26 protein-coding genes are annotated in these 25,648 nt (G+C 35.7%); 21 read left to right on the forward strand and 5 right to left on the reverse strand.

Annotated features, from left to right (window positions below; genetic code table 11):
* The first annotated feature begins 3 nt into the window (after positions 1-3).
* From F5ESL0263_RS03965 to F5ESL0263_RS04005, 9 genes are all read left to right on the forward strand, one after another.
* Positions 4-699: a 5'-methylthioadenosine/adenosylhomocysteine nucleosidase gene (locus F5ESL0263_RS03965; protein ID WP_122035028.1), complete on the forward strand. Its 696-nt coding sequence runs from the start codon at positions 4-6 to the stop codon at positions 697-699.
* Positions 700-702: 3 nt separating this feature from the next.
* Positions 703-1,860 (forward strand): cysteine desulfurase family protein, encoded by a 1,158-nt coding sequence (locus F5ESL0263_RS03970; protein WP_122035030.1) that lies wholly within the window; start codon positions 703-705, stop codon positions 1,858-1,860.
* Positions 1,861-1,910: 50 nt separating this feature from the next.
* Positions 1,911-2,252 (forward strand): DUF1831 domain-containing protein, encoded by a 342-nt coding sequence (locus F5ESL0263_RS03975; protein WP_046306739.1) that lies wholly within the window; start codon positions 1,911-1,913, stop codon positions 2,250-2,252.
* Between the two features lie 5 nt (positions 2,253-2,257).
* Entirely contained in the window at positions 2,258-3,379 is a 1,122-nt protein-coding gene (gene mnmA / locus F5ESL0263_RS03980; protein WP_255409600.1) for a tRNA 2-thiouridine(34) synthase MnmA, read from the forward strand.
* Positions 3,380-3,521: 142 nt separating this feature from the next.
* A complete protein-coding gene (locus F5ESL0263_RS03985; protein WP_122035031.1) occupies positions 3,522-4,181 on the forward strand; it encodes a histidine phosphatase family protein in 660 nt (219 codons plus the stop codon).
* Entirely contained in the window at positions 4,178-4,828 is a 651-nt protein-coding gene (locus tag F5ESL0263_RS03990) for a lipopolysaccharide assembly protein LapB (protein ID WP_074425444.1), read from the forward strand. Before F5ESL0263_RS03985 ends, F5ESL0263_RS03990 begins: the two co-directional genes overlap by 4 nt.
* Complete coding sequence (locus tag F5ESL0263_RS03995) at positions 4,821-7,184, forward strand: ATP-dependent RecD-like DNA helicase (protein ID WP_122035033.1); 2,364 nt, start codon at positions 4,821-4,823, stop codon at positions 7,182-7,184. Before F5ESL0263_RS03990 ends, F5ESL0263_RS03995 begins: the two co-directional genes overlap by 8 nt.
* Before the next feature lie 23 nt (positions 7,185-7,207).
* On the forward strand, positions 7,208-7,588 hold the full coding sequence (locus F5ESL0263_RS04000; RefSeq protein ID WP_233558454.1) for a DUF1828 domain-containing protein: 381 nt from the start codon (positions 7,208-7,210) through the stop codon (positions 7,586-7,588).
* A gap of 387 nt (positions 7,589-7,975) precedes the next feature.
* Positions 7,976-8,506 carry a GNAT family N-acetyltransferase gene (locus F5ESL0263_RS04005; RefSeq protein WP_370448845.1) on the forward strand — a complete coding sequence of 177 codons (531 nt, stop codon included), beginning with the start codon at positions 7,976-7,978 and terminating at the stop codon, positions 8,504-8,506.
* A 35-nt stretch (positions 8,507-8,541) separates the two neighbouring features.
* On the opposite strand, the gene F5ESL0263_RS04010 is transcribed toward F5ESL0263_RS04005, so the two are convergent.
* From F5ESL0263_RS04010 to def, 4 genes are all read right to left on the reverse strand, one after another.
* Positions 8,542-9,489 (reverse strand): diacylglycerol kinase family protein, encoded by a 948-nt coding sequence (locus tag F5ESL0263_RS04010; protein WP_122035037.1) that lies wholly within the window; start codon positions 9,487-9,489, stop codon positions 8,542-8,544.
* 35 nt (positions 9,490-9,524) lie between these two features.
* Entirely contained in the window at positions 9,525-11,204 is a 1,680-nt protein-coding gene (rnjA, locus tag F5ESL0263_RS04015; protein WP_109715428.1) for a ribonuclease J1, read from the reverse strand.
* 5 nt (positions 11,205-11,209) lie between these two features.
* Complete coding sequence (locus F5ESL0263_RS04020) at positions 11,210-11,434, reverse strand: DNA-dependent RNA polymerase subunit epsilon (RefSeq protein ID WP_046306751.1); 225 nt, start codon at positions 11,432-11,434, stop codon at positions 11,210-11,212.
* Between the two features lie 177 nt (positions 11,435-11,611).
* On the reverse strand, positions 11,612-12,166 hold the full coding sequence (def, locus tag F5ESL0263_RS04025; RefSeq protein WP_046306753.1) for a peptide deformylase: 555 nt from the start codon (positions 12,164-12,166) through the stop codon (positions 11,612-11,614).
* Positions 12,167-12,423: 257 nt separating this feature from the next.
* Between def and typA the strand changes: the two genes are divergently transcribed.
* The 9 genes from typA to holA all read left to right on the forward strand — a co-directional run bounded on the left by typA (position 12,424) and on the right by holA (position 21,974).
* Positions 12,424-14,265 (forward strand): translational GTPase TypA, encoded by a 1,842-nt coding sequence (gene typA, locus F5ESL0263_RS04030; RefSeq protein ID WP_122035039.1) that lies wholly within the window; start codon positions 12,424-12,426, stop codon positions 14,263-14,265.
* Between the two features lie 93 nt (positions 14,266-14,358).
* Positions 14,359-15,552, forward strand: a complete 1,194-nt coding sequence (locus tag F5ESL0263_RS04035) for an FtsW/RodA/SpoVE family cell cycle protein (RefSeq protein ID WP_122035040.1) — start codon at positions 14,359-14,361, stop codon at positions 15,550-15,552.
* A complete protein-coding gene (locus F5ESL0263_RS04040; RefSeq protein WP_122035042.1) occupies positions 15,536-15,880 on the forward strand; it encodes a YlbG family protein in 345 nt (114 codons plus the stop codon). Before F5ESL0263_RS04035 ends, F5ESL0263_RS04040 begins: the two co-directional genes overlap by 17 nt.
* Positions 15,877-16,431 (forward strand): 16S rRNA (guanine(966)-N(2))-methyltransferase RsmD, encoded by a 555-nt coding sequence (gene rsmD, locus F5ESL0263_RS04045; protein WP_122035044.1) that lies wholly within the window; start codon positions 15,877-15,879, stop codon positions 16,429-16,431. Before F5ESL0263_RS04040 ends, rsmD begins: the two co-directional genes overlap by 4 nt.
* Complete coding sequence (gene coaD / locus F5ESL0263_RS04050) at positions 16,428-16,922, forward strand: pantetheine-phosphate adenylyltransferase (protein ID WP_122035046.1); 495 nt, start codon at positions 16,428-16,430, stop codon at positions 16,920-16,922. The genes rsmD and coaD overlap by 4 nt, the downstream gene beginning before the upstream one ends.
* Entirely contained in the window at positions 16,912-17,955 is a 1,044-nt protein-coding gene (locus F5ESL0263_RS04055; protein ID WP_122035047.1) for a SepM family pheromone-processing serine protease, read from the forward strand. The genes coaD and F5ESL0263_RS04055 overlap by 11 nt, the downstream gene beginning before the upstream one ends.
* Positions 17,956-18,020: 65 nt before the next feature.
* Positions 18,021-18,734, forward strand: coding sequence for a helix-hairpin-helix domain-containing protein (locus tag F5ESL0263_RS04060; RefSeq protein WP_122035049.1), 714 nt, complete (start codon positions 18,021-18,023; stop codon positions 18,732-18,734).
* Complete coding sequence (locus F5ESL0263_RS04065) at positions 18,703-20,991, forward strand: DNA internalization-related competence protein ComEC/Rec2 (protein WP_122035051.1); 2,289 nt, start codon at positions 18,703-18,705, stop codon at positions 20,989-20,991. Before F5ESL0263_RS04060 ends, F5ESL0263_RS04065 begins: the two co-directional genes overlap by 32 nt.
* Positions 20,988-21,974, forward strand: coding sequence for a DNA polymerase III subunit delta (holA, locus tag F5ESL0263_RS04070; RefSeq protein WP_122035053.1), 987 nt, complete (start codon positions 20,988-20,990; stop codon positions 21,972-21,974). Before F5ESL0263_RS04065 ends, holA begins: the two co-directional genes overlap by 4 nt.
* 68 nt (positions 21,975-22,042) lie before the next feature.
* Here the strand turns inward: holA and rpsT are convergent, their stop codons facing one another.
* Positions 22,043-22,294: a 30S ribosomal protein S20 gene (gene rpsT, locus F5ESL0263_RS04075; RefSeq protein WP_046306779.1), complete on the reverse strand. Its 252-nt coding sequence runs from the start codon at positions 22,292-22,294 to the stop codon at positions 22,043-22,045.
* Between the two features lie 199 nt (positions 22,295-22,493).
* Here rpsT and rpsO point away from each other — a divergent pair, with 199 nt between their 5' ends.
* The 3 genes from rpsO (at position 22,494) to F5ESL0263_RS04090 (ending at position 25,548) form a co-directional block, all read left to right on the forward strand.
* Complete coding sequence (gene rpsO / locus F5ESL0263_RS04080) at positions 22,494-22,763, forward strand: 30S ribosomal protein S15 (protein ID WP_046306781.1); 270 nt, start codon at positions 22,494-22,496, stop codon at positions 22,761-22,763.
* Positions 22,764-22,928: 165 nt separating this feature from the next.
* On the forward strand, positions 22,929-24,713 hold the full coding sequence (locus tag F5ESL0263_RS04085) for a ribonuclease J (protein WP_122035055.1): 1,785 nt from the start codon (positions 22,929-22,931) through the stop codon (positions 24,711-24,713).
* A 1-nt stretch (position 24,714) separates the two neighbouring features.
* Positions 24,715-25,548, forward strand: a complete 834-nt coding sequence (locus F5ESL0263_RS04090) for a tetratricopeptide repeat protein (RefSeq protein ID WP_122035057.1) — start codon at positions 24,715-24,717, stop codon at positions 25,546-25,548.
* Positions 25,549-25,648 lie beyond the last annotated feature (100 nt).

Raw genomic sequence — 25,648 nt, forward strand, 5'->3', positions numbered from 1 at the left:
AAAATGAAGATAGCAATTATTGTCCCAATGGAAATTGAGGCAGAATATTATCGTAAGTATTTTCACTCTGGTAGCACAGAAATGTTCGGATCTACACAGTTCGAGCATTTTTGCGTTAACGGCAATGAAATTTACATTGGATTGAGTGGAATAGGTAAAGTACAAGCTGCAATGAACTTAGCAAGCTTATTGAGTAGTGTAAATATTGATTTGATTTTTATGACTGGAACAGCTGGTTCTTTGCAACAAACTGTTCATAAAGGTGATTTAGTTTTAGCTAACTCTTTTGCTTACCATGATGCTCATAATACGCTTGCTGGGGACTACGTAGAGGGACAAATTCCCGGTGAACCAGCAGTGTTTGAACTAGATTCATCTGCTAGAAATGAATTTATTAGCTTCTTAAATAAAGAAGGAGTATCGTATCAAGAAGGATTAGTAGTCACTGGTGATTCCTTCATCGGTTCTGATAAGCAGAAGGACGAAATTAAACGCAATTTTGCGAATGCTCTTGGCGTTGAAATGGAAGGTGCGGCTTTTGCTCAAGTAGCTTATCATTTTGCTAAACCTCTTATTGCATTACGTGCGATTTCAGATAATGGAAATGATAATGCAAACGAAGATTTTGATCAGTTTGCTAAAAAAGTTGGCGCTAAAGCTGCAAAGTTAATTTGTGCCTATCTAGACAAAGTGAAATAGCTTATGGAAGAAATTTATTTAGACAATGCAGCGACTACTCCAATGTCTCCGAAAGTAATTGATGTGGTTACTGAAGAAATGAAGAACGATTTTGGTAATGCTTCTAGTACTTATGAGCTAGGAAGAAAAGCGCGTCATGTAGTTGACCAAGCGCGTTCAAAGGTTGCTAAAGCAATTAATGCTAAGGATAACGAGATAATTTTTACTTCTGGTGGTTCGGAAAGTAACAATACGGCAATTTTCGGTATCGCTCATAGTAGGTCTGATATAGGCAAGCGCATTATAACTACTAAGATTGAGCATCCATCTGTTTTACAGCCAATGATGCAACTTGAACGTGAGGGCTTCGATGTAGTTTATCTTGATGTTGATGAAACAGGTCATATTTCACTTGAAGAGTTGAAAAAGAACTTAACTTCTGAAACAATTTTAGTTTCGATCATGGCAGTCAATAACGAAATAGGGACAATTAATCCGATTGCTGAAATAGGTGAAATTGTCGCAAAGAGTAACGCATATTTCCATGTTGACGCGGTTCAGGGATTAGGGAACATTGACATTGATGTTGCTAAAATGAAAATCGATTTACTATCTTCATCTGCTCATAAAATAAATGGGCCAAAGTTTCTTGGCTTTTTGTATGAAAAAGCTGATGTGAAATTACCACCATTAGTCTATGGTGGAGAGCAGGAAACGAAGCGACGGGCAGGTACTGAGAATGTTCCTGGAATTGCTGGCTTGGGCGAAGCGGTAAGCGAAATTGCTGAAATTGACAAGCAAAAATTGCAAGAAAAGTATCATCACTTCCAAAAAATAATTTTGACTGAACTTGATCAAGCAAAAATTGCTTATCAGGTTAATGGAGGTTTAGGTGAAAATGTCTCGCATCATATTTTGAACCTGCGCATTGATGGTATATCTACAACACTTTTACAAGCAAATCTTGATTTAGCTGGTTTTGCTGTTTCAGGTGGCTCAGCTTGTACAGCAGGTTCACTCGAACCGTCACATGTTTTATGTGCATGCTTTGGTAAAAAGTCTCCGCGTGTTCTAGAGTCAATTAGAATTTCATTTGGTAGATATACGACTGATGAAGAAATTACTAGTTTTGCTCAACAACTAGTGAAAATTGCTCAGAAAGTCCAGAAAAAAGAAAAATAGTTGCTTTTTAATTTAATTTAACTTATTATTAGTAAGCGTGAGGTATAATTATGGCAAATACTGTAGAAATTAATGGTGATACGCGTAAGTTTACACTTAGTCCTGACTTGAAGCTGTACGCGCTTATTGACGCTGGCTTTGTTAAAACGGCTAAAGGTAATTTTAATTACGAACATCCACTTTATAATGATTCACCATATAATGCTCCTACCAAATTGAAAATGACGATTGACAAAGAAATGAGTCATTTAACAATGGTTGTGACTGACCGCAATGGTCTTAAGAAGGTTAATATTTTTAAAAACCAACAATTAGCACCTACGGTGGAGCTGTTAGATTATATTCTAAAAGACTTAGAAGAGCGAAATATTATTGTTGCTGTAAAGGACTGAGTTAATTGGCAAAAAAGGGTCGAGTAGTAGTAGGTATGAGTGGTGGGGTTGATTCCTCTGTTTCTGCATTACTACTTAAGAAGCAAGGCTATGATGTAATTGGCGTTTTTATGAAAAACTGGGATGACACTGATGATGCGGGTGTTTGTACCGCAACAGAAGATTATGAAGATGTCAAAAAGGTAGCTGATCAAATTGGTATTCCATATTATTCAATCAATTTTGAAAAAGAATATTGGCACCGTGTTTTTGAATATTTTTTAAGTGAATACAAAAAGGGGCGCACACCTAATCCCGACGTAATGTGTAATAGCCAAATTAAATTTAAATCATTTTTGGATTTCGCAATGGACTTAGATGCAGATTATATTGCGATGGGACATTATGCAAAGACGATTACCGATGAAAATGGTATTACACATATGATGCGGCCAAAAGATGGCAATAAAGATCAAACTTATTTTTTGAGTCAACTGAGTCAAAAACAAATCAGTAAGGTGATTTTTCCATTGGCTAATTTGACTAAGCCACAGGTACGTGAAATTGCAATTGAAAATAATTTAGTTAACGCAAAAAAGAAAGACTCCACTGGAATTTGCTTTATTGGAGAGAGAAACTTCCGCAAGTTTCTAAGTGAGTTCTTACCGGCAAAGTCTGGCAAAATGGTCACACCTGGTGGAAACGTTGTCGGTGAGCATGCCGGATTAATGTACTATACTATTGGCCAGCGTTCTGGCTTGGGTCTAGGTTCTACTAAGCAATCGACTGCTCCATGGTTTGTTGTTGGTAAGGACTTGAAAAAAAACGAATTAATTGTTGAGCAAGGATATGATAGTGAATTGCTTTACGCTACTAAGCTTGAAGCAAGCGGCATGTCATTTTTCACTGGTCAGCCTGACCGTGACTTCAAGATTCGTTGTAGTGCAAAGTTCCGGTATCGCCAGCCTGATGTTGCAGTTACTGTTGAATATCATGCTGCTAATAATTCAGCTACTGTTTACTTCGATGAGCCAGCTCGTGCAGTAACACCTGGACAGGCTCTAGTTTTATATAACGGTGAAGAGTGTCTAGGTGGTGGCAACATTGACTGTGCATACCAGGAAGAGCGGAAATTACAATTAGTTTAGAATAGCTAAAAAGGAAGACTTAGTTCTTTCTTTTTTTATACTCTGAAATATATTTACAGGCCGTTGATTCTGCTTTTTCATTTATATTAATTAAATGATAAACTAGAAAAGTAATGCTAATAAAGAATAGGACTAGTAATAGATGCAGATTTATTTTGTAAGACATGGAAAAACCGAGTGGAATTTGGAGCGTCGTTTCCAGGGCGCACATGGTGATTCTCCATTGTTAGCAGAAAGCTTAAATGATATAGAAAAACTTGGCAATCACTTAAAAGGAACTAATTTCAATGGAATCTATTCTAGTCCATTAAAACGTGCTTTTGATACAGCTAATGGCATTAAAAAAGCTATATCTTCGGATTTAAGTGTCAAAAAAGATGAGCGTCTACGTGAATTTGACATGGGGCTAATGGAAGGCTTAAAGTTTGATGAAGCGAGCGCAAAATTTCCTAAACAGGTTGACGATATCTGGAATAGACCTGATAAATATGATGGTAAAAGCATTCAAGGTGAAAACTATCCAGATGTAATTTCGCGTGGAAAGAGCTTTGCTACTGAAAAAGCCAGCCAATTTACTGGTGTTGACGATAAAGTGCTTGCTGTTAGTCATGGTGCTGCTTTGGGTGCTATTATGGGGGGATTACTAGGATACCCATTAAAAGATGTTAGGTGTAATGGTCCATTAAGTAATACTAGTTTGACGATTTTGGAAACACTTGATCAAGGTGCAACCTTTAAGTTAATTGTGTGGAATGATACAAGCTTTTTGGAAAGGGATACTTCAGGAACTGATGCATTATGACAGATAAACAAAGTAAAAGTATGAAAGAGGACGCTGTAGTTAATCAGCGTATACACAAGTTAATCGAGAAAATAGATCAGAATCCACAAAAAACAGAAAATTATCTAAAATTAGCGACAGAATTAATTGAGCAGGGAAGTTTTGCTCAAGCAACTCAACTTCTTGAGCAAGCTAAACATCTTGTTAAGCACCCACAGGACTTAGACTATGATTTAGCAGTTTGCTACTACATGCAAGGTGATTTTGATAAGTCTCTTACCTTACTTAATCAAATTCCTAATGATGATTTAGTTTTATACCAGAAAGCACTAGTTTTTTTAAAACTTGGGCAAGGACAAAAGGCATTAGCTCATGCGTTAACGATTAAGCAAGTTGATGATAAGGTTCTAGAATTACTAGGTGATATCTGGCTAAGTCTTGGTGAATTAAGCGAAGCTCGTACCTGTTATGAAAAGATTTCTCCTAACAAAAGGACAGCAAAAGTCTATTTTATGCTTGGGATTAGTATTTTGGATAGTGACCGTGAAAAGGCAACTAGTTATCTAAAAAATGCAAAAGAAAAAGATCCTGAATATTTTAAGCAAGCCCAGGAACAATATGGTGCAATTTTAAAAATGGTTAACGAAGCGGAAAAGAAAAATGACTAAGTTTGTTGGAAAAGTGAACAGAATCGTTTTCGAAAACGATCAAGATTTATATAAAATCCTTGATGTAACAATCATTGGCAAATTGGAAGACTATGATCGCGAGGAAATTAAAGTAACTGGTAATTTTGGCGAAATTCAAGAAAATACTACTTATAACTTTGAAGGGAAGCTCGTTGTTCACAATAAGTTTGGTTTACAATTTCGATGCGATAGCTATAAGCAATCAGTCCCACACGAAAAGGGTAGTTTAACGCGCTATTTGAGTTCAAATAAATTCCCCGGAATTGGTAAAAAAGCAGCAGACTCTATTATTTCGGTTTTAGGTGTTGATGCATTATCAGTTTTAAAAGAAAAACCTGAAAAAGTTTCAGTTTTACCATTAACTAAGAAGCAAAAGGATAGTCTATTAAATGGGGTTCAGTCAATGGATTCATATTCAGAGATTGTTCTTAAGCTTGCCCAATTTGGCTTAAATAAAAAGGTTGCTGGCCGGCTTTACCAACTTTATCATGGTGATACTTTAACGAAATTAGAGAATGATCCCTATGCTGCAATTTCAGAAGTGACAGGTTATGCTTTTAAAAGTGCTGATCAAATAGGAAATAAGTTGGGGATAGAGGTTGATGATCCCCGCAGAATTAAGGGTGCAGTTTTTCAGGTTCTAATGGATGAGCTTAGCCAAGCTGGAAATACCTATATCAAGTTAGAACAGCTTCTAACGTCAGCTAGCGAATTATTGCAATTTAAGCATTTTGATCCAATTGCCAATGCAGTCAATGAATTGCAGCATGAAGGCAAAGTTGTGGTTTCTGGTGAGAATGCTGCACTACAAAACATTTATGCAACAGAAAATGACATTGCTTTAATGATGAAAAACTTAGTTGATCGTAAAGATGAAAGTGAGCATTTTGAAGATAAGGCAATCGACAAAGCTATAAAAAATGCTGAGAAAAAGCTAAAAATTAAATATGACCAAACACAAAAGCTTGCAATAAAAAATGCTTTAACTAATCCAATATCGATTTTAACGGGTGGACCCGGAACTGGTAAAACAACTATTATTAATGGTATCTTGTTAGCTTTACGTGAACTTGCTGATATTCCTGCATCAGCACTTTATAGTAGTGATCCGCCATTCTTACTGGCAGCTCCAACTGGCCGAGCAGCAAAGCGTATGGAAGAAATAACTGGTATTACAGCAAAAACAATTCACCGCTTGCTGGGCCTAGGAATTGGTGATAGTGATGCACTTGACCTCAACGAACTTAATGGCGAAATTCTAATCATTGATGAAATGTCGATGGTTGATATGTTTCTTTTTAAAGAACTAGTTTCTTGCATAGCTGAAACACGACACGTTGTATTTGTTGGAGACAAGGATCAGCTGCCATCAGTTGGTGCTGGAAATGTTTTTAGTGACTTAATTAGTGCAGATGTTTTTCCAACAACTGTTCTAAAGCAAATTCACCGTCAGGGTGACGATTCAAGTATTATTACGCTTGCCCACGATATAAATGAGGGACAGGATCAAGACGCATTATTTAATAAAACTAAGAATTATTCTTTCATTTCCTGTCCGCCACATGAAGTTGATCACGTAGTTAGTCAAATTGTTGAGCGTGCTCTTAAACGTGGTTTTGATCAGGATGATATTCAAGTATTGGGCGCAATGTATCAAGGTTCTGGTGGCGTAACTAACCTAAATAATGTGATTCAGGAAATTATGAATCCAGCCAAACCTAATAGTAAAATTCTCGAAGCTCATGATGAAATTTTTCGAATTGGCGACAGGGTGCTACAACTGCAAAATAACCCTGAAAAAGATATTTACAATGGACAAATAGGAAAAATAATCTCCATCGATGAAAAAAATCCGCAAAAGTGTATGACAGCTGATTTTGATGGACGTGAAATTAACTTTAGTAAGAAAGATCTGTTTGACCTTACTAGAGCTTATGCGATTACGATTCACAAAGCACAAGGTTCTGAATTTCCCTTGGTTATTTTAAGCTTGACCATGCAAAACTATGTCATGTTGAAACGAAATCTTTTATATACAGCCGTTACCCGAGCGGAGAAAAATCTTGTGTTAATTGGAGACCCGCGTGCATACGCAATGGCTTTTAATACACCAGGAAATGACCGTAAAACTGGTTTAAGTGCCAAACTGTGTGAACAGCTAGGTAAGAAAGTTAATACAGAAGTGGTTGATGAAAAAGAAGATAGTAATCTTGCAAGTAGCACCACTGACTTGCCAAAAGATGAAGATTACGTTTTAACTTCAGAATTAATTTATTCAGGTCAAATAGATCCAATGATTGGCATGCAAGGAATTAAATTAGGTGTTCAACAATAAACAAAATAGCTTGGAGAAAAATAATGAGTAAAGAAATTGAGCAAATCATAAAAGATCAAATTGGAAACTGGGTAGTTAATCACACTCAGGTTTGCTTTATTAGTGATGATACACTTGAAATTGCAACTAGTGAAAAAGACTCTTTGGGAGAAACAATATACTGCTTTATCCAGAAAAGTAATGATGTGTATCGGATAGGTGATGACAGTAGAACATTGTTTAAAATTGACCCAAGTGCAAGTGATGAAGAATTGTATGCTATGACGGAGGAAGTTGCTAAGGCTGCAGGCTTTGATTTTGATTACAATACTGGAGAAATTTGGAAAGAAGTAAGCCGAGCTAATGTCATTGCAACGATTATGAAGCTAACCCAGTTAGTAGTTGCCGTATCCTATTTAGGTTAATAGAGTGAGCAAATCGTGCAGTAATGCAGTTGAAATAGATGAGAGGGAAGGAACCTTAGAAAGTGAAATGCAATCTGCATACCTTTTGTGGTTAATTTACCTATTTCAAATTCTGGGAGAAAATATTATTGTTTGGCTTGAGTTATTAGTCATAAGCATAGTCACATTTTTTTGTCGCACTTTACTTTCAATGATTTAATATCTTCTTTGCTTCTTACTTTTGTTTTTTCCTATAGCATTAAGTATGAACGAAAAAATGGTTCATTTGACGCTTTTTAAAATAAAACTTAATATAAATATAGAGCAGTTTGATATTCATGAAAAGATGTTAACTGCTTTTATTATGCTTAATAGAATAGTTCATGCATTAAAGGAAGTTAGAATATTATTTTAGAATTTAAGAATGTTGTTTGGGGAACAAAGAATTATTTTGCCGTAAGAAAATTATATTTAACCGCTTTTCCAAAAAATGAGCGCTTTTCAATATGGCAATTAGTTTTAATGTCACTTCACCGCCAAGTTCATTTCGAAGCGGTTTATGATAAGCATGACTTTATTGGCTTAGTATTTCTTGCAGAGAACAGTGAAGCAGTTTATTTGATGTTTTTGGCAACAGTTTCGAAAAAAAGAAATCAAGGGTATGGCTCAAAAATTTTAACTCAATTGAAAAAGCGTTTTGCTCCCAAGAATATCATTATTGACATTGAACCGGTGAATGAAAAAGCGGTCAATTATAGGCAACGCTTAAAGAGATTATCTTTTTATGAAAAAAATGGGTTTAGGCAGACTTCTAATTATCTAGTTGATGACGGAGGAGCATTCTCAATCTTAACTTCGGGAAAGAAATTTAATGTAAAAAAATTCAGTCATTTACTGAAATGGCTGAGCTTTGGGTTGTATAAATTTGAAATAAAATAAAAGGAAAAGCGTGTATGCTTTTCCTTTTTTAGTGATTATCTTAATAAATAAAAATGGCTAACTTTAAAATCTATTTTGAATGAATCTGGTTTGATTTGCTCACCATCAACTTGGGCAAACTCTTTTTTAGTTGTTTGAATAGATATTTGTTTACCCTCAAAATAATGAAATTGAGGATCATGAACATGTGAGCCGTCTTTTAACAAATTAATAAAGAGTTTGATTAGTTTGCCTAAACTGAAGCGTTCAACAACAACGGTGTCAAGCACACGACTTTTGATACTTGCACTTGGTAATAATGGAATACCACCACCTAAATAGGGATGATTGGTGGTAGTTATTAGAAAAGCATCATCGTAATGATATCTTTTATTGTCGCATTTAATATCAACAGTAAATGTATCTTGCTTACGCAGTGCTGACAAAATATGAAGTCCATAAATCATTTTGCCTTCATTGATTTTGTTTAAGAGTTTCTTTAATTCTGAAATATTACTAAGGTGATTAACATAAGCATCAAAACCAACCCCTAGACTATTTGCAAAATAATAAACATCATTGCTTGAATGAGGGAAGTGGAAAGAACCACAATCAATTCTTTCAGGCTCAATACCATTTTTTAAGTGGTTAATAAGTTCTTCAGGGTTTCCAGAAAGATTAGCAGCCTTGCCGAAGTCATTTCCAGTGCCCGCAGGTAAATAAGCTAGCGGCGTGGAAGGATGACTTGATCTTTTTATTCCATTAAGAACTTCATTCAAAGATCCATCTCCACCAATTACTAATAGAACTTCATTGGAGAGATGGTTTCTATTGCCATATTCTTGTGCAATTTTTATTGCTTCACCTGCAAAAGAGCTTTTGTAAACATCAAAAGCAATATTTTCATTAACAAGTAAGAGGGTAGTTTGGTCTAATATCTTTTTCGCATGTCCATTTCCAGCAGTTTCATTAACTAGAAGATGGATTTTAAGTTTATTTTTCATATTTTATTTATTAAAAAAAGCCCAAATGGGCTTTTTTACTTTTTCTCAACAATCATAGGTAAAATCATTGGCCGTCTTTTTGTCTTGGAATATAAGAAATCAGAAAGATTTTCAACAATTGCCTTACGGACAACAGCATCTTTAGGATTATCTGTTTTATCCATTTCACTTTTTATAATATGGTAAATATGTTTTTGAGCTTGGCTAATCAATTCAGTTGATTCACGCATATAAACAAATCCACGACTTAAAACATCAGGTCCTGCTAGAACACGCTTGTGTTTATAATCAACGGTAGCAACTACAACAACTAAGCCGTCTTCTGATAAAACCTGGCGATCATGGACAACAACATTACCAACGTCAGCAGTTCCAGAAGTATCAACATATACATCGCCTGCAGGAACGTGTCCAGCAATTCTAGCACCCTCAGGTCCAAAGCAGACAACCTCACCGTTCTCCAAAACAAAAGTATGATCTTCGGGGACGCCAGCAGCTTGTGCAAGTTCTGTATGAACTACTTGCATGCGATATTCGCCGTGAACAGGAATCATATACTTAGGTTTAGTCAATCTAACCATCATCTTTAATTCTTCTTGACCACCGTGACCAGAAGTATGGACATTATTAACACGCCCATGAATGACGTTAGCGCCACCTTCCATCAATTTGTTAATCAAGTGGTTTACACTAAGTGTATTACCAGGAATAGGGTTAGAAGAAAAAATGACTGTATCACCAGGTTGAAGACTAATTTGACGGTGTGTTCCGTTTGCAATCCGAGAAAGAGCAGCTAATGGCTCACCTTGTGATCCGGTACATAATATCATTGCCTCATCGGCAGGAGTGTGGTTGATTTCATTTGAATCAACAATTAAACCTTCGGGTACATTTAAGTATCCTAGATCGATTCCATTTTGCACACCGTTTTCCATGCTTCGACCAAAAATTGCAACTTTTCTACCAGTATCAATTGCTGCTTCAATTGCCGTTGAAACACGGTAAAGGTTAGAGGCAAATGTAGCGAAAATAATTCGACCATGGATACCAGTAATAATATCGTGCAACGAATGTGCAACAAAGCGCTCTGACTTGGTAAATTGCGAAACTTCCGCATTAGTTGAATCTGATAGAAGGGCTAAGACGCCTTCGTTACCAATTTGAGCCATCTTTTGAAAATCAGGAGCAGGTTGGTTCATTACTGGAGTTAAATCAAATTTAAAGTCACCAGTAAAGACAACAGCACCGAGAGGAGTGTGAACAGCAATTCCCAACGTATCAGGAATTGAGTGGGTAGTTCTAAAGAAAGAAACAGAAAGCTTCTTGAATTTTAGAACTGTGTTTTCGTGTTCTTCGTGCAGTTCGGTAGTGCGAAGAATTCCGTGTTCTTCAAGCTTACCCTTGATTAATGCCAAGGCAAAGGGTGTAGCATAAACTGGAATTTCGGGTATTTTTTCAAGCAAGAAAGGTATACCACCAATGTGATCTTCGTGTCCGTGGCTAACAACCAGTGCTTTGATCTTTTTACGATTCTTGACTAAATATGAATAGTCAGAAATAACGTAGTTAATACCAAGAAGATCATCTTCTGGGAACTTAATACCACAGTCCATGATAATAATTTCATCTTGATATTGAACGCAATACATATTTTTGCCGATTTCATGCAACCCCCCGATTGCAAAGACGGCTACTTCATTATTTTTAATTCGCACAGAAACTACTTCTTACTATCAAAAGTCGTCAATTTAAAATCGGCGTGTTCTTTTTCATATTGTAGTGAATTTCCTGCTAATTCCTGGATGAGTTCAATGTTGTAGGGGGTATTGTCTTCAACCAAGGTTCTAGCGCTGACCAAATTGTCAGCCTCTAAGTAAAGGGTTTGAGTTGTTTCACGTCTAGGATTAACAACTTTGTCCTTTTGATACAAAACTTTGTAGATCATATTTGTATTCTCCTTATTCAGTTATAAAAACGTTCTTAATTTTGGATAACTAAAAGTATCCAATAGCTTATTTTAGTTTACCATAATTATAATTTTAAGTATAGAAACACTACTTGTTTGACTCATAAAAAAACCGTCAAAGTAAATTGGCGGTTAATCTGTCATGTAGTAGCAATACTAGTAAATTAGGACTGTATCATCATCCAATTTAAATGGGTTTTGCTTATCAATCCGGTCATAAAATAGGTGGCCTCTTAAGTGTTCAATTTCATGGGATGCAACAATAGCAGGATAGTCCTTTAAGTTAATCGTTTTTTCCTCACCATCAACGGTATAGTAATGAATCTTTAACTTATCCGGACGGGGAACATAACCATCAATAACTTTATCAACGCTTAGACATCCTTCACCTTCACTGAGACATGCCTGACGAACGGATTCGGACAAAATCTCAGGGTTAACAATCGTTTCTTTAAAAACAATTTCGTTTTGATCATTTGGAACAAGAAGTGATGCCATTTGCACACTTTCACCCACTTGAGGTGCTGCTAAACCAACACCAGCACGTAACTGATGCTTTTTAGCAATTTCTGGATCCTGTGAATTGATTAGGTATTCCATCATGTCTTCGGCCAATTTTTGGTAATGGTCGCTCAAAGGAAAAGTTAACTTTTCAGCAACTTTACGTAATACGGGATCACCATCACGAACAATATCTTTCATTAAAATCAATTAAATTCACTCTTTCATAAAAAAGTTATCTCTATATTTTTACCATAAATAAGGACATTTTGTCTGCTTTTTATTCTATCCTAAATTTAAAAATTGAAAAAGAGTGATAAACGTTGACCAGTATAACAGTTAGGTGTTAAAATCAATGAGCGTAAATATACAGATATGAAACACTTCGATTAGCATGTTCTTGAACGTGCCGGCGAAACTGTGACATTGTCACAGTTTTTTTATTGAGGAGTGGAGGAGGAATACTTTTGTCAGAAAAAAGAAGAGACGATATTAGAAATATAGCGATCATAGCGCACGTTGACCATGGTAAGACAACTTTGGTTAACCAATTATTGAAGCAATCCGACACTCTCCCTGAGCACATGGCTTTGGAAGATCGTGCAATGGACTCAAATGATATTGAACGTGAACGTGGTATTACTATTTTATCTAAAAATACTGCGGTTAAATATGGCGATACCACAATTAATATTTTAGATACACCAGGACACGCCGATTTTGGTGGTGAAGTTGAACGTATCATGCATATGGTTGATGGAGCCCTACTTTTAGTTGATGCATATGAAGGAACAATGCCACAAACTCGTTTTGTTCTTAAGAAGGCATTAGAAGCAGGCGTTAAGCCAATCGTTGTTATTAACAAAATCGACCGTCCAGGTGCTCGTCCTAAAGAAGTTCTTGATGAAGTTCTTGAATTATTCATTGAATTAGGTGCCAATGATGAACAACTCGATTTCCCAGTTGTTTATGCATCAGCATTGAACGGAACTTCTTCTTATGAAGCTGATCCATCCACTCAAAAAGAAACAATGGATCCAATTTTTGACACTATTATTAAAGCTATCCCAGCACCAATTGATAATGCTGATGAGCCTTTACAATTCCAAATCACTATGCTTGACTGGGATGACTATGTTGGTCGTATTGGAGTAGGTCGTATCTACCGCGGTAGTGTAAAAGTTGGTGACAACATCACAGTTATGAAACGTGATGGTTCAAAGCAAAACTTCCGTGTAACTAAGCTATTTGGTTTCTTTGGTTTGAAGCGTAATGAAATCACAGAAGCTAAAGCCGGAGATATTATTGCCATTAGTGGTATTAACGACATTTTCGTTGGTGAAACAATTGCATCTGCAGAAGACCCAGAAGCATTGCCATTCCTTAAGATTGACCCACCAACTTTGCAAATGGACTTTGTTGCAAGTGATTCACCATTTGCTGGCCGTGAAGGTGACAAGGTAACTCCTAAAAAGTTAGAGGATCGTTTAATCAAACAAACTCGTACTGATGTTTCTTTGAAGGTTGAACCTACTGATCAAATCAATGCCTGGACTGTTTCTGGACGTGGTGAATTACACCTTTCAATTCTTGTTGAAGAATTACGTCGTGAAGGATTTGAATTACAACTTTCACGTCCAAAAGTTATCTATCGTGAAATCGATGGCCAAATGTGTGAACCATATGAGGCAGTTCAAGTCGATACACCAGATGAATACGTTGGTTCAGTAATTGATTCACTTTCACAACGTAAAGGTGAAATGAAGAACATGGAATCAACTGGAAATAATCAAACTCGTTTGGACTTCTTAGTTCCGTCACGTGGCTTAATTGGTTATAACAATGAATTTATGTCTCAAACTGGTGGTTACGGAATTTTAAACCACAGCTTTGATTCATATAAACCAGTAGTTAAGAACTGGGAACCAGGACGTAAAAATGGTGCTCTTGTTTCAATCAGTCAAGGTAAGTCAACCACATATTCACTACAAACTGTTGAACAACGTGGTGAATTATTCATCGGAGCAGGTGTTGAAGTCTACGAAGGTATGATTGTTGGTCAATCATCACGTGATCGTGATATTGCAGTTAACGTAATTAAGGGAAAGAATTTGACTAACACCCGTGCTGCCGGTAAAGACCATGCGGCTGCAATCAGAACGCCAAAGACATTGACACTAGAAGAAGCAATCGAGTTCTTAAACGATGATGAATATTGTGAAGTAACACCTGAATCAATTCGTCTTCGTAAGAAGATTTTAAACACTTCTGAACGGCAAAAGGCAGATAAGAAGCGTAATAAAAACTAAATCAAGTAATTAAAAATGGCACTCACTTAATGAAGTAGTGTCATTTTTGTTTTATAATAAAAATATATTTTTTTCGTAAGAGGAGGGCTACTTTTGCGACGGAAACTTCAACATTTGGACTACAAAATTCTATTGCCATATTTATTACTGGTTTTCTTTGGCATAATTATGGTTTATTCAGCTAGTTCAGATATCTTGCTCGTAAATGGTTTTAAGCCAGCGACATATGGGATTAGGCAAGCAATATATGCGGTGGTAGCTTTCTTTGGTTTTGCTACATTGGCGTTCTTTTTGCGGTTAGAACTTTTTAAGCGAACTAAGTTTGTTGCTTGGTTTCTCGGAATTAGTATGTTTTTGCTGTTTTACCTAATTGTTTTAAAGGTATTTAAAGGCTCTGATGCTGCAGTTAATGGGGCGGTTGGCTGGATTGATTTAAAAGTCATCCGTATTCAGCCATTGGAAATTGCCAAATTAGCATTGGTAATATATTTAGCGTACTATTTAGATCGTCATGATGGTTCTTTCCGCCAAGGGAATATTGTCAATAATTTGATTAGACCAGCAGTTTTATCTGGGGTAATGATGCTATTAGTGATAGTTGAACCAGACTTAGGTGGTACTGCCATTTTAGCAACAATTGTGATCATTATGTTTTCTCTATCAGGTGTGCCTGCCAAGAACGCACTACTCTGTTTAATTGGAATTGGAATTGGTGTTTTCTTCTTAGTTTTCTTAATTGTTAAGTGGAATCCTGACTTTTTACAGTCCAGTTATCAATATCAACGACTCATGTCATTTTTGCATCCCTTTGAGCTAGAGCAAAAAGGTGGTGCCCAGTTAGTTAATTCATATTATGCGATTCATAATGGCGGTTTGTTTGGTGTTGGTCTAGGTAATAGTATGCAAAAGAGAGGCTATTTACCAGAGCCATATACGGACTTTATCTTAGCAATTGCGGCTGAAGAAATTGGAGTAATCGGTGCATTACTAGTTTTAGGCTTACTTTTCTATTTGATGTGGAGCATTATGGAAGTGGGTCTTCATGCTAGTACGCAATTTAACGCTTTGGTTTGTTTTGGCGTAACGACAATTATCTTTACTGAAACTCTGTTTAATGTTGGTGCAGTTTTGGGGCTATTACCAATTACAGGTGTTACTTTGCCTTTTATTTCATACGGTGGGTCATCACTAATTGTCTTATCAGCTTCAATTGGATTAGTTTTAAATATTGCTGCAAATGAACGTATTAAGAAAGAAGAGGAGTTGGCTGATGAGTATCAATCATGATTTGGCAAATACTTCCTTAACTAAGAGACAAGGATTAATTGTTTATCTTAATTCTATTAACAGTCAGTTTAAGCTTAGGCGTTACGGGGACATCGTGTATTTTTCTAAGAAAAATGCATATTGTGTCTTATATGTTGACCAAAAAGAAGCTGACAAAACGATAAACGCTATTAAACAGTTGGATTTTGTCAAGGATGTACAAAAATCTAGTGATGATGAAATTGACTTGTCAAGTAAGCATATTGAAGAACAAATTACTGAACTTGCTGCTGAAGCAGAAAAAAAGTTACTTGATGAGCAGGAACAGAATACGGACTACTTATTATGAGAATTATTTCTGGAAAGTATGCTAAGCGCAACTTGTATACACTAAAAAGTCAAAAAACTAGGCCAACCAGTGATAAGGTTAAAGAATCTTTGTTTAATAGCCTAGGACAATTTTTTGAAGGTGGAGAAGTATTAGACTTGTATGGCGGAAGTGGTGCCCTTGCAATCGAGGCTGTTTCAAGAGGCTGTAGTCATGCAACAATTATTGATATTAATTACCAAGCTGTGGAAATTATCCGAAAGAATGTTGCTTTAACTAAAGAAGAAAATCGTTTTTCTGTTTATAAAATGTCAAGCAATATTGCATTAACCAAACTTGCCAAAGATGAAAAGAAATTTGATTTAGTTTTCTTAGATCCGCCATATGCCAAACAAAAAATTACTTCTGATATGAAGAAAATGGACAGTTTAAATTTGTTAACAGATAATGCAGTTATCGTAGCAGAGACAGACGATGAAACTAATCTTGGTGAAATAGAAGGTTTTGAGCTAACGAAAACTCACCATTTAGGTAAAACAATCGTTCGTTTTTATCGAAAGGAAAAAAGATGAGTATTGCACTTTTTCCAGGTAGTTTTGACCCAATTACTAATGGACACATTGATGTAATTCAGCAGGCTGCTAGAATCTTTGATCAGGTTTTTGTAGTGGTAATGGACAATACCTCTAAGCACTATTTATTTAGTGCAGATGAACGGGTAGAACTTATTAAAAGTGCAGTGAAGAACATTGCTAATGTTGAGGTTCAAAAAAGACCACAATCATTAACTGTCGATGTGGCACACGACATTGGTGCAACAGCTATTGTTCGCGGAGTGCGGAACAGCGAGGATTTCACTTACGAGCAACAAATTGCAGCAATGAATAAGAAGCTAGCGAATGATCTTGAAACTGTATTATTGTTTACTTCGCCGCAAAACAGCTTTGTGGCATCTAGTATTATTAAAGAGGTAGCTCAATTTGGCGGTGATATTAGTTCATTTATGCCAATAGAAGCTGCAATTGCTTTAAAGAAAAAATTGGTAAAGATTAATGAACGATAAAACTAAAGATAAAGGTAAGAAAAAAGGTCATAAATGGCTCTTCTTTTTCTTAGCTATCGCCGCGATTGTAGTAGGCTTAAGCTGGCCAACTAATTATTATCTTGAAATGCCTGGCGAGGCATTTCAAGTTAGTCAATTTATCAGAAGTGGTAAAAAAGCACCTGATAATTATTATTTAGTGACAGTTAGCGAAACCCAACGCCCAGCTTCAGTGCTGCGATATTTGTTAAGTTATACTAGAAAATACGAAACGAGAATTTCAAGAGAAGAACTGCTGGGGGATGCAACAAGTAGTCAGTATGAGGAATTGCAGAATTGGTATATGGAAACCAGTCAGCAAAATGCTATCTATTATGCAGCAAAGAAGGCAGGCTTAAAGCCAAAACTAAATTATGAAGGCGTTTATGTCATGCAGGTTCAGAAGCACTCGAGTTTTAAGAAAAAACTGCAAATCGGTGATACCGTTCTGGGTGCAAACGGCCATCGTTTCAAATCAACAGAAGAAATGCTTTCATATTTTCAGAAAAAGAAAATTGGCGCTAAAGTTAAAATTAACGTTTTAAGGAATAATAATCCACTAACTTTTTCAGGAAAAATTGTTAAAGTTGAGGGCACCAATAAACCTGGAATTGGAATTCAGTTAGTAGAACATGTTAAGGTTACGACAAAACCAGAATTAAAAATAGATGCTGGTGCAATTGGGGGGCCTTCAGCAGGATTAATGTTTACACTAACGAGCTATGAAACTTTCACGCAACAGGATTTGGCTAAGGGACATAAAATTGCCGGAACGGGCACTATCTCTCCTAAAGGCAAAGTTGGGGCAATCGGTGGTGTGGACAAAAAAGTAGTCGCAGCCGACAGAGCCGGAGCAGAAGTTTTCTTTGCGCCGACAGATACCTCTCAATTGAAAAAAGCTGATAGTAACTACCAAGTTGCTAAAAGAACGGCGAAGCAAATAAAAACGAAGATGAAGATTGTCCCAGTAGGTACCTTTGAAGATGCTTTACATTATTTGCAAAAACACTACTAATAAAAAATAAAAAGTTCAGAAGAAATTCTGAACTTTTTTCGTACTTAAAATTAGGAGGTGAAAATATGGATTGGACAAAAGTTAAGGAATTCATAATTGAGCATAAACAGTATTTTGTTATAGGAATAGGGATTTTGCTTGTCTTGCTTTGGTTAATTGGTCATTCTGGAAATGAACAATCTAATGATTCTGATTTTGCCATAAAGCAAACAGAGACTGATGAGCAAGAAGGAACTGAAATAAAAGAAGAAACACAAATTGCTAATAAAGAGGTAGAGAAGAAAGTAAAAGAGCCTAAAGAAGTTATTTGTGATATTTCTGGTGCAATTGAAAATCCAGGTGTTTATACATTGAAGTATGGTGCTCGCTTAAATGAATTGATTGCGGCAGCAGGTGGACTGACAAGTAAGGCTCAAATTGAAAAAGTTAACCGTGCATTAATTCTTCGTGACCAGGACAAAGTTCATATTCCATATCATGGAGAAAAGTTAAAGGAAAACGAAATTGTTTCTTCTGTTAATGGTAGTACTAATTCAGGAGAACTAGATAATTCTTCCCAGAGTGAAAGTGCTAACCAAGCTTCAGGAGTAAAAGTAAATATCAATACGGCAAACACTGCAGATTTGCAAAAGTTATCTGGAATAGGCGCTAAAAAAGCTGAACAAATTATTGCGTACCGGCAAAAAAACGGAAATTTTAAAAGCATTGAGGATTTGAAACAAGTTTCTGGGATAGGAGATAAGACTTTTGAGGCACTTCGAAGTCAACTGGAAGTCTAAAATTCTGACACCAGGTTTTTTATTGCTAGTTTCTTTATTATTAGCAGACATAAATTTTGGTCTTTCACAGTCTATTACGCCTCTTCAATGGCTATTTTGCTTGGTAATTGCACTTTATTTGGTATTTCTTTTGTTTCATAAACACCGACAAACAAGTTGTTTAGCCTTTTTAGTGCTATTTGTTGCACTTATCAGTTTTGCTATTAATCAGAACCAACAAAATTTTTCTCTCAAAAATAGTTCTGTGGTTACCATATACCCAGATCAAATCAAAGTGTCTGGAAACCGAATGTTTGGCCAAGGAAAAGCAGATGGTAAGTCAGTACTAGTTTCAACAAAAATTAGTCAAATGCAGAAAAAAGAGCTCCTTTCTGGATACTCACTTTATCTTTCGCATTTACAAGGAGAGGTTAAAGAAATCGAGCCTGCTACAAATTATGGACAATTTGATGCAAAAAAATATTATTTGAGCAAAAACATTAAACAAAAGATTGAACTGGAGAATTGTATAATCACAAATAAAAAGCAACATTTTAGGGATGTCGCACATCATATTCGTTTTTGCTTGCAAAAGTATTTTGCACAAATGCCACCGATTTTGTCTTTTTTCAGTAGCGAATTAGTTCTTGGCGAAAGTCCAAGCCAAGCGGACCAATCGATTTTATCTAATTACCGTGACCTTGGCGTAATTCACTTGTTAAGTATTTCCGGTCTTCACGTTGGCATCTATACCTTAGTAATTAGTACAATTTGTTATTATCTGAAATTAACCGAACAAGAGACATTTGCAATTTGTTTATTCATTCTATTAATTGGTATTTTCTTAAGTAATGGTCAAGCTGGCTTTATTCGAGCCAGTCTAACTTATATACTTGATCAGATTTTTAAATTTCAGAAGCAAAAAATTACTCATTTTGATTTATTAGGTCTCACTTATATTATTCACTTAATAATTAATCCGTGTTTGATGCTCAATGTGGGAGCCATTTTAAGTTATGTCTTGGCTCTAGGTTTAGAATTAACAACTAAATTAACCTCATTTAAACAGTCATTTGCCTTAAATTGTTTACTAACACCATTACTACTTTTTCATTTTTTTCAATTTAATTTGTTGACCGTTTTTTTTAATTTGGTAGTAGTGCCATATTTTAATTGGCTAGTTATGCCAATTGTCTTTTTGAACTTAGTTACTTTTAAATTATGTCCGGAAATTTCCTGGTGCTTTGAGAATGTTTTAAAGACATGTGAAAAGTTAATAGCTCAAGTATCCGCTTCTAAATTGGGACTATTAACATTTGGTAAGATCAACTGGTGGCAATGTGTGATGTTAACTATATTTACGGCTATTTTGCTGGTTTTTGTAAATGAGCAAAAATCCACGAAAAAAAGCAGGTTAAAAGTAATTGGTGGCATTGCGGTTTTGTACGTGATGATCTTTTCCTCAATTCACTTTCCCTTAACAGGTCAGGTTACATTGATTGATGTAGGTCAGGGCGATAGTATTTTGATTTCTACACCTTTTCCAAGGCGTGTTTATTTAATTGATGTTGGCGGAAAATTAAATTTTAGTGGCCAAAAAACGACGCCTCAAGTTAATAAAATTACTATTCCTTTTTTGAAAGCACTTGGAATCAGTAAACTTAATGGTGTTTTTGTAACTCATCAAGATGCCGATCACGTTGGAGATTTAAGACCCTTGCTCGAACAAGTTCACGTTCAAAAATTGTATACGGCAGCAGGATTAATTCGTAATCCGTCTTTTATAAAAAGAATAGTGGGACAAATTAAGCGAGATCAAGTTGTAGAACTATTAGCTGGTCAGAAAGTAGCTGAGCCACAAATTACATTTAATGTTGTTTATCCTTTTAAGCCTGGCCTAGGTAAAAATGAAGATTCACTATCTTTGACATTTGTTGTAAAGAGCAAAAGATGGCTTTTTACTGGTGATTTAGGTCAAGAAGGTGAAAAAGAAATAATGAACAAGTTTAATATTCAAGCTGACTATTTCAAACTAGGACACCATGGTAGTCGCACTTCTTCAAATCCTGATTTTTTAAAAACTTTAAAGCCTAAATTAGTTTTTATTTCAGCTGGTCGAAATAATCGTTTTGGGCATCCGCATAAGGAAACGATTGATACTTTAAGCAATCAACACATTCCATGGGCTTCGACGCAGGACTGTGGTATGATTACTTGGACATATGGCTATTTTTCTAAGCCAAAATTCAAACGTTTTGTAGTGGTGAATCAAAAATGACTTTACTTTCTTTGTTTAAAAATTCAAATAATAGCAATGCGCAAACCTTAATTTTGGGTTCAGATAGCTTTTTGAATGATTATATTGCGCGCTCATACATATATGAAGAATCATTTCAAGAACTAGAGAAAGTATCCATTGATTGTGAAAGTGATAGTCTAGATGATTTGATTGCTGAATTAACAGAATCAAGTCTTTTTAGCCAGCAAAAGATAATAACTATCAAAAATCCGTTCTTTTTAACTGCTAAAGTTCCGCAAAAAGCAAAAAAGCAACTTGATCAGTTGCAGCAAATTTTTGATCATATTGATCAGCTCGACAACAAACTAGTAATAGTAGCTTCGTATGAAAAGCTTGATCGGCGAAAGAAGCTGACAAAAACAGTTTTGAAGAAGTTTAATGTCGTAGATACTGAAGTTAAAAGCTATGAAGTTAAAAAGGTAACTAAGGCATTAATTAGTGCTGAAGGATATCAGATTACAGAGATGGCTTTGCAGCTTTTACTTGAAAGAAGCGATCAGGTTCTTGATACTGTACTGAGCAATTTTAATAAATTAAAGATGGCTGCCACTGAGAATAAAATTGATGAGACACTAGTTCGTAAAAACGTTGACTTATCATTTGCCCAAAATGTTTTTGCAGTTTTAGAAGCAGCTTTAAAGCATAATTATCGAGAAGCGATTGCAAGATTAGATAACCAATTGAGAGAGGGTAGTAATCCGATTCAATTACTTGCAGTCTTTGAAAACCAGTTAGAATTAATTTTAGTTGCAAAGACATTGCATGAGCGCGGCAGAAATGAAACTGAAATTGTTAAAGAACTAGGGGTTCACCCTTATCGAGTAAAGCTAGCTCTTAATAATAAAATTTCGACTAATAAACTGGCGAGCTTGTTAGAGCAGGCAATCAAGCTAGATTATAACTATAAAAATGGGCAATATCGGGAAAACAATTTCTTAAAGTTATTTGTTTTGAGCGTATGAGGTAATAAATTGAGTAAAGAAAAAAGCAAGGATTATTCAATCCTTGCTTTTTAGTTTTTGAATTCAAATTATTTAGCTAACTTAGCTAAGCGACTCTTATCACGGCTAGCCTTGTTTTTATGAATAAGACCCTTAGAAGCGGCCTTGTCCAATGCGCGGGCAGCAGCAACATGTAATTCGGAGGCGTTTTCAGCACCAGCAGCTTGGGCAGTCTTGAACTTCTTAACAGCAGTTCTTAATTCTGTCATTTGAGCGGCTCTGCGCTTTCTAGCAGCATCTTGAGTTTTAACACGCTTAATAGCTGATTTGATTTGTGGCATAACATTCACCTCCATTGATCGTAATTTTACTTAGTAAATTATACTGAAGAATAGTTGTAGATGCAAGACAATTTATACTTGCTTTTTAAAAAAATAATCTGTATTATACTATTGTTGTGAACCGTTAACGCTGTTTGCTCGCTCACACCTGACGGTTAACGTTGTTAACGGCAATTTTTTTATTGAAAGGTGAATAATTATGGCAATTTCAAAAGCAGAAAAAGATGAAATCATTAAGCAATTTGCTACTCATGAAGGTGACACAGGTTCAACTGAAGTACAAGTTGCTATTTTAACTAAAGACATCAACAACTTGACTGAACACATGAGACAACATTCTCATGACCACCACTCATATGTTGGTTTACTTAAGAAGATTGGTCACCGTCGTAACTTGCTTCGTTACTTACAAGATAACGACATTAATCGTTACCGTGAATTAATCAAGAAGTTAGGTTTACGTCGTTAATTTCTAAACTTAGATTTAAAAAAGTCAGTTCTATTAAAGAACTGGCTTTTTGTTTTTGCCATAAGTGCTTTTTATGCTAGAATAAAAAAAGATACTTTTTACGTTGTGATCTTACGATCCATAAATAAACAACTTAATAACAATTATTATAGAAAAGGAAATAAAATGGCTGATCAAGTTAAGATAATGATTTTGAGCGGTGTTCGTGAACAAGGAAAGGACATGTTTGCTGTTCAAGTTAATGATGGAATTTTTGTTCTTGATGCTGGATTGAAATACCCTGATAGTTCTTTATATGGAATTGATTTGGTTATTCCAGATCTCGACTTCTTTGAAAAATATGGTGACCAAGTTGTTGGTATTTTTCTAACTCATGGACACGCTGATTCAATTGGTGCCTTGCCATATATTTTGCGTCAATATGATATACCTGTATTTGGTTCTCGGTTAACGATTGAACTGGCTAAAATTACAGTTAAAAGAGAGAATAAGCGAATTAAAAACAGTTTGTTCCATGTAATAGACGCTGAAACTGAAATTGAATTTAAAAACGCGAATATTTCATTCTTCCACACGACTCACTCAATTCCTGACTCGCTCGGAATTGATGTGCACACTCCAGCTGGAGAAGTAGTTTATACTGGTGACTTTAAGTTTGATCCTTCTGCAGCGCCAAAATATCGAACTGATTTAGATCGGTTGGCAGAAATTTCACAAAAGAAAGTTTTGGCACTTTTAAGTGATTCTTCTAATGCAGAAGCAGCACTACCTAACGTTTCTGAACAAGAAATAGGTGAATATGTGACCAATGTCTTTCGTAATGCCACTGGTCGAGTAATTGTAGCCGCTAAAGCTTCTAATTTAATCAGAATTCAAGAAGTTTTAAATGCTGCGCATGAAACAGGCCGGAAGGTACTATTAACTGGACGTGATGTAGCAAAAATAGTTCGTACAGCAATGGACTTAGGCTATCTTTATGTTCCTAAAAATCTGTTAATGCGTGTCAAAGATCTGAGCACTACACCAGATAACAAAGTGGTAATTCTTGAAACTGGGCAAATGGGTGAGCCATTAAATTCTTTGCAAAAAATGGCTAAAAAACGTCACAGTATGATTACGATTCATGAAAATGACCTGGTTTTCATTGCAACAACACCATCTCATTCTGTTGAAACAGTAGTTGCGCAGACTAGTGATCTTGTTTATCGAGCAGGCGGAACCGTAATTGAACTTGGTAGGGCTAAGCATACAAGCGGTCATGCAACTGGACGTGATTTGCAAATGCTAATTGATATTCTAAAACCACAATTTGTTATTCCAGTAATCGGTGAATATCGCTTGTTGGAAGTTCATCGCGATCTTGCAATAAGAGCAGGAATTAAGAAAGAAAATGTTTTGATTACCAGAAATGGTGATTGTTTGGATTACGATTTTAAACAAAAGAAGTTTAATTTAACTGATCCTGTTCCAGGCGAAGATATAATGATTGATGGCTCAGGCATCGGTGATGTGGGCAATATTGTTCTGCGTGACCGAGAAATTTTGTCAGATGATGGTATTTTTATTGCCGTTGTTACAATTGATCGTCGTAAGAAAAAAATCATTGCGCAACCACAAGTTACTAGTCGTGGCTTCGTTTACATCAAAGCCAATCATCAATTGATGAATGATTGTATTGAATTAATTAAAAAGACTATAAATAATAACTTTGAACATAAGAAGTTTGATTGGACTGAAATAAAGCAGGACGTTAGAAACGATTTAGAGAAGTTCTTATATAAGAAAACTAATCGTCGCCCTGTAGTATTACCAGTGGTCATGGAAGTAAATCAGAATAGACATCGTGCGATGCAAAAGCGTTCGGGCAAAGATGCGACTACTGGAAAAAATAATGAGCATCATTCAGTTGACGTGAAAAAATCTGGTAAGAAAATAGTTAAGAAAGACTAGTATGACAACTTTAAGCCAAAAAAATTTACTAACTCTAGCACAAGAAAATGAAGCAAACGGTAAATTAGATTCAGCAATTCAAAATGTTGAAGAAGCTCTGCGAATTGGCAGTAACAAGGAAATTGTTCTTCGCTTATGCGACTTATATTTAAAAGCCGATCAAGCATATTCTGCGTATAGCTTAATCAAAGAGGAAAAAGATCTCTTTTCAGATGATGAGATCTTTTTTGCTTATTCTAGGGTTTTGCAAGCCAATCACTTTTTAATTGAAGCACTCGAGATTAAAAATTTGAGTAAGGGCGAAAAAGAAGTTGAAGTCTTACCAGCTTCGATTTCTGAGCAGCAAGCAACAATGGAGAAATTTCGTCTTAGTAAAAATCCAACTAAGTATGAATATGACCAACTTTTTACATTGGATTTAATTAACTTTACGAATTTTGCACAGAGTCTATTATTAGACCCTAGCTTAAGTTTTGCTGTGCGTCTAGTATTATGTGAAGATCTCTTTCGCTTGGGTATTAATGAATCTTTTGATGTTTTGGTGCTAGGTAAAAGAGAAAAGTTTATTCCTAACCAGATTAATTTGCTAGAGAAGGATCCAGTTTATCGTGAAGTAGTTTCGGCAATCGGATCAAGATATTATCACCGTCCGAGTCAGCTTCCAGCTGTCTTAGGCGAGGTCAATTTGATCTTAGGTAGTTTGTATCCCAAGCTAACTAAATACGTCGAAGAACCAGATAGTTTTGCGAGTGACATTGCATCATACATTGATTTTCAAGATGGTCGAAGTCACCATGATTTATTCAGACAAATTGACCATGATTTGCCAAAATAATTTAGATAAAAGGCCTTTACATTTTTTTCCTATTTAGTATAATATCAAAGGACGTTTTCATTAGGCATGGCTCTATGCATTAAAATACTAGGCATTTGCC

Origin of the sequence: Lactobacillus sp. ESL0263 (assembly GCF_003692845.1) — a bacterium.
Taxonomy (GTDB): Bacteria; Bacillota; Bacilli; order Lactobacillales; family Lactobacillaceae; genus Lactobacillus; species Lactobacillus apis.

Excerpts from the sequence above, each read along its gene's own strand:
- coaD (WP_122035046.1), top strand. The coding sequence starts at position 16,428 with ATGAGTATTGCACTTTTTCCAGGTAGTTTTGACCCAATTACTAATGGA.
- F5ESL0263_RS04090 (WP_122035057.1), top strand. The coding sequence starts at position 24,715 with ATGACAACTTTAAGCCAAAAAAATTTACTAACTCTAGCACAAGAAAAT.
- rpsO (WP_046306781.1), top strand. The coding sequence starts at position 22,494 with ATGGCAATTTCAAAAGCAGAAAAAGATGAAATCATTAAGCAATTTGCT.
- F5ESL0263_RS04085 (WP_122035055.1), top strand. The coding sequence starts at position 22,929 with ATGGCTGATCAAGTTAAGATAATGATTTTGAGCGGTGTTCGTGAACAA.
- F5ESL0263_RS03970 (WP_122035030.1), top strand. The coding sequence starts at position 703 with ATGGAAGAAATTTATTTAGACAATGCAGCGACTACTCCAATGTCTCCG.
- F5ESL0263_RS04000 (WP_233558454.1), top strand. The coding sequence starts at position 7,208 with ATGAGTAAAGAAATTGAGCAAATCATAAAAGATCAAATTGGAAACTGG.
- F5ESL0263_RS03975 (WP_046306739.1), top strand. The coding sequence starts at position 1,911 with ATGGCAAATACTGTAGAAATTAATGGTGATACGCGTAAGTTTACACTT.
- F5ESL0263_RS03995 (WP_122035033.1), top strand. The coding sequence starts at position 4,821 with ATGACTAAGTTTGTTGGAAAAGTGAACAGAATCGTTTTCGAAAACGAT.
- F5ESL0263_RS03965 (WP_122035028.1), top strand. The coding sequence starts at position 4 with ATGAAGATAGCAATTATTGTCCCAATGGAAATTGAGGCAGAATATTAT.
- rsmD (WP_122035044.1), top strand. The coding sequence starts at position 15,877 with ATGAGAATTATTTCTGGAAAGTATGCTAAGCGCAACTTGTATACACTA.
- F5ESL0263_RS04040 (WP_122035042.1), top strand. The coding sequence starts at position 15,536 with ATGAGTATCAATCATGATTTGGCAAATACTTCCTTAACTAAGAGACAA.
- F5ESL0263_RS04010 (WP_122035037.1), bottom strand. The coding sequence starts at position 9,489 with ATGAAAAATAAACTTAAAATCCATCTTCTAGTTAATGAAACTGCTGGA.
- F5ESL0263_RS04060 (WP_122035049.1), top strand. The coding sequence starts at position 18,021 with ATGGATTGGACAAAAGTTAAGGAATTCATAATTGAGCATAAACAGTAT.
- F5ESL0263_RS03985 (WP_122035031.1), top strand. The coding sequence starts at position 3,522 with ATGCAGATTTATTTTGTAAGACATGGAAAAACCGAGTGGAATTTGGAG.
- F5ESL0263_RS03990 (WP_074425444.1), top strand. The coding sequence starts at position 4,178 with ATGACAGATAAACAAAGTAAAAGTATGAAAGAGGACGCTGTAGTTAAT.
- F5ESL0263_RS04020 (WP_046306751.1), bottom strand. The coding sequence starts at position 11,434 with ATGATCTACAAAGTTTTGTATCAAAAGGACAAAGTTGTTAATCCTAGA.
- F5ESL0263_RS04055 (WP_122035047.1), top strand. The coding sequence starts at position 16,912 with ATGAACGATAAAACTAAAGATAAAGGTAAGAAAAAAGGTCATAAATGG.
- holA (WP_122035053.1), top strand. The coding sequence starts at position 20,988 with ATGACTTTACTTTCTTTGTTTAAAAATTCAAATAATAGCAATGCGCAA.
- rpsT (WP_046306779.1), bottom strand. The coding sequence starts at position 22,294 with ATGCCACAAATCAAATCAGCTATTAAGCGTGTTAAAACTCAAGATGCT.